The organism is Oribacterium sp. Sow4_G1_1 (assembly GCF_052116105.1).
Classification (GTDB): Bacteria; Bacillota; Clostridia; order Lachnospirales; family Lachnospiraceae; genus Oribacterium.
The window spans coordinates 1-3,579 of sequence record NZ_JBQKLS010000037.1 but is presented as its reverse complement, the minus strand read 5'-3'; the positions used below and the strand labels follow the sequence as shown (position 1 = coordinate 3,579).

Here is a 3,579-nt window from a genome sequence, read left to right as displayed (position 1 = left end):
CATATTTGTTGGTGTAATGACTTACAGCCAGTATACATACGTGGAAGCATTTCTGGATATGAAGCAGAAATCATGGATTAATGCTCATGTCCATATGTACGAGTACTTTGGCGGTGTTGCCAGGATTCTCGTACCGGATAACTGCAAAACTGCAGTTGTTCACAATGGTGGACTTAAAGACCAGCAGATTAATGAAACCTATCAGGAAATGGCTGAACACTATGGCACCGCTATTATTCCGGCACGTGTCAGAGCTCCCAAGGATAAGCCGAATGCTGAAGGAACGGTAGGAAATATCTCTACCTGGATAACAGCAGCACTTCGGGATGAACAGTTCTTCTCCCTTGCCGAATTAAATCGTGCAATCAGAGACAAGCTCGAACTGTTCAACCAAAGGCTCTTTCAAAAGAAAGAGGGTAGTCGGCGAATCTTATTTCTTGAGGAAGAAAAACCATTGCTGGCACCATTACCTGCTACCCGTTTTGAACTGAGTGACTGGAAAACAGCCACCGTCCAGTTCAATTATCACATATCTGTGGACGGGATGCTATACTCAGTTCCTTATGAATATATCAAAAAGAAAGTTGATGTGAAGGTAACAGATACCACTATTGAAATTTTCTACAATCATAACCGCATTGCTTCCCATCGTCGTCTGAAAGGACGCCCTGGGCAGTACAGCACTATCACGGAACATATGCCGGAAGACCACCAGAAATATCTGGAATGGAACGGTGACCGGTTCCGCAAATGGGCTGAGCGGATTGGCATAAATACATACACTGTGGTTAATGCAATACTGACCTCCAAAAGTGTGGAACAACAGACCTACCGAAGTTGTATGGGACTTCTAAAGCTTGCTGAGAAATACTCAGATGCATTGCTTGAAGCAGCCTGTAAAAAAGCTTTATCCTATACATCCTCACCCAGTTACAAGAGTATGCATATTGCGGAGCTAATCGGCCGGGTTTGCGAAGCAAAACGGCCGCATTCCGTTTCTGAACGGTCGGCACGAGCTCTATCTTAGTGGTCCACTCCTTTATAATGATGCTAACCATCCAAGCGATGGTGAATACATCATTTTTAAGGAGGATAATGTATGCAGTTGGATTACAAGGACATCATTATCAAACACTATGCGCTATCCATGTCAGGTAGCGAAATAGCTCGTCAGGCAGGTTACAGTAAGTCTGGCGTTAACGACTTCTTGCGAGCGTTCAAGAAGTGTGAAGATCTTCAGTATCCATTACCGACAGGCATCACGAACTATGGGATAGCCATGAAGGTGTATGGGTCTGTATCTGGGTCAGGTTGCCGTAACGAAAACATCGAACTTCCGGATTATGAAGAGGCAGCCAAGTTAATGGCAACCAGGAAGAACATGACGCTCATGTTTCTGTGGAACCGCTACAAGAAAAAGTGCGAAGAAGAAGGGGCGCGCTTTTACCAGTACAGTCAGTACTGTGAGCTCTACAACAAATGGTGCGAAGAGAATTATGAGACCGCCCACTTTGATGCCGTAATCGCACAAAAGATGGAGGTGGACTTCGCAGGTCAGACCTTCACCATGGTGGATCCTGTTACCGGAGAAATCATGACCATCGTTGTCTTCGTAGCGATCCTTCCGTACTCTCAGTACATTTATGCAGAAGGAATGCTATCTACCAAAGAGCCTCAGTGGATCGACGTGAATAATCACGCACTGGATTACTTTGGCGGCGTTCCGGCCTTAGTAGTCTGCGATAACTGTAAGCAGGCCGTTATTGTCAATCAGGACTGGATCGAGCCGGAGCTGAATAAGGATTATGCTGACTGGGCTGATCACTATGGTACCGTTATTCTGCCAGCCAAGGTTCGCAAGCCGAAGTTCAAAAGCTCCGTAGAAAACGCTGTTGGAATTCTGGAAAAAGGATTCTTCCACAAACTTGAAGAACGCCAGTATTTCTCGCTGGAACAGTTTAACCAGGATCTCTGGAAGGAACTGGAGGCGCTGAACAAAGAGCCGTTCAAGAAGAAAGAACACAATCGATACTACTATTGGGAAGAGGAGAAACTTGAATTAATGCCGCTCCCTTCCACGCATTACGAGTACATGGAAAGAAGAACGGCAACTGTGTCAAGTGACTTCCACGTCCGCTTTGACAACGCTTATTATAGCGTAGACAAGGCGCATTTGCACAAGAAAGTATCTATTAAGGCATCAGCCACCGTCGTCCGCATTTATTCGCTTGCTGGGGAATTTCTTTGCGAATGGCCAAGAGCAACTCGGAAGGGACAGTGGTCTACGAATCCAGAGCACTTGCCGGATAATTACAAAAGATTCACCCAGTGGAATGGCCCATACTTCATTCAGAAAGCTCAGCTTATCGGAAAGAACACCGAGACAGTCATCCGGACCATCCTCAAGTCCAGGACCTATGAAGTCCAGACCTACCGTATGTGCATCGGGATTCTGAACTTCACAAAGAAGTACAGTAACCGGGCGCTTGAGGAGTGTTGCAAACAGGCAATCGAATTAAACAAACAGAAATACACTTTTATTAAAAATACGATTTCTGTTGTTGCAGATGACCTCGGAGAAGCAGGATACCGTTATTCGGTTCCATCAAAGAAAGCCCCTGAACGTGGCGGATACGTAATGCCACCAGAAGCATCCAGTATCGATACACTCTTATCTCGCAGCAAGGCTCTTGCTGATCATATGCGAGAGGAGGTGGATAGCTGATGCTTACAGGAACAGCACTCATGAACGAATTAGTGGATGAGCTAAACGAACTCAAACTTTCAACCATGGCAGCCACTTTGGACGAGCTGTACCATAGACCGGAATTCCTCGAAATGGACCGTCTGACACTTATCGCCGAGCTGATTGGCCCGCAGTTTCAGGAAAAAGTCAGCACGACACTGAAGAATCGTTTAACAGCTGCACGTCTAAATGGATCGCCTGAGGAACTGACAAAATGTGTCGATTCTGACAAACGTGAGTATCTCCCTACTGGCGTAACGGAGCAGCTCGCCTCCTTGAACTTCATTGAACGAGGATATAATCTCTGTATTCTCGGCGAGTCCGACGCCGGAAAGTCTTATCTTGCAAGGGCTATCGGTATCAAAGCCTGTAATCGTTATAACGTTGGTTATTTTCACAGCGAAGAACTGCTGGAGAGTATGGTTGCGCTAAAAGAACAGGATTATGACAAATACGCTCGTAAGATGAAGAAATACCTGAGATGGGATTTGATCATCCTTGATGATTTCCTGCTCCACACGATAACAGACGAGCGTGAGATCAAGATTCTTTTCGAATTACTTGAAAAGCGAAATGAACAGCAAAAGAGCACTATCGTCTGCTCTCAACGTAATCCAGAGAACTGGAAGGCAATGATTCTCAACGATGAGGTATCGGCGAATTCCATCATGAAGCGAGCAACAAAACACTATATGTTGCTGATTTCATGAGCTGTCACGGAACTGCTCTCATGAGCTGTCGCTGAACTGCTCAACTTTGCGTCATGAATGTCGTATGGGTTATCGCCGCCGGAGATCACCTTCGGCGGCATTTGCTTACTCATTCACAACAAG

At 45.8% G+C, this 3,579-nt stretch carries 3 protein-coding genes; all 3 read left to right on the top strand.

What is annotated here, in order from left to right:
- The coding region (locus ACTQ52_RS12210) for an IS21/IS408/IS1162 family transposase (protein ID WP_441982773.1) at positions 1-1,027 on the top strand (1,027 nt) is incomplete at its 5' end.
- A 72-nt stretch (positions 1,028-1,099) separates the two neighbouring features.
- The gene (gene istA / locus ACTQ52_RS12205) at positions 1,100-2,725 is read left to right on the top strand and encodes an IS21 family transposase (protein ID WP_441982772.1); all 1,626 of its coding nucleotides are present in this window, start codon (positions 1,100-1,102) and stop codon (positions 2,723-2,725) included.
- Positions 2,725-3,456, top strand: coding sequence for an ATP-binding protein (locus ACTQ52_RS12200; protein ID WP_441982771.1), 732 nt, complete (start codon positions 2,725-2,727; stop codon positions 3,454-3,456). The genes istA and ACTQ52_RS12200 overlap by 1 nt, the downstream gene beginning before the upstream one ends.
- The last annotated feature ends 123 nt before the right edge of the window (positions 3,457-3,579 follow it).

Excerpts from the sequence above, each read along its gene's own strand:
- ACTQ52_RS12200 (WP_441982771.1), top strand. The coding sequence starts at position 2,725 with ATGCTTACAGGAACAGCACTCATGAACGAATTAGTGGATGAGCTAAAC.
- istA (WP_441982772.1), top strand. The coding sequence starts at position 1,100 with ATGCAGTTGGATTACAAGGACATCATTATCAAACACTATGCGCTATCC.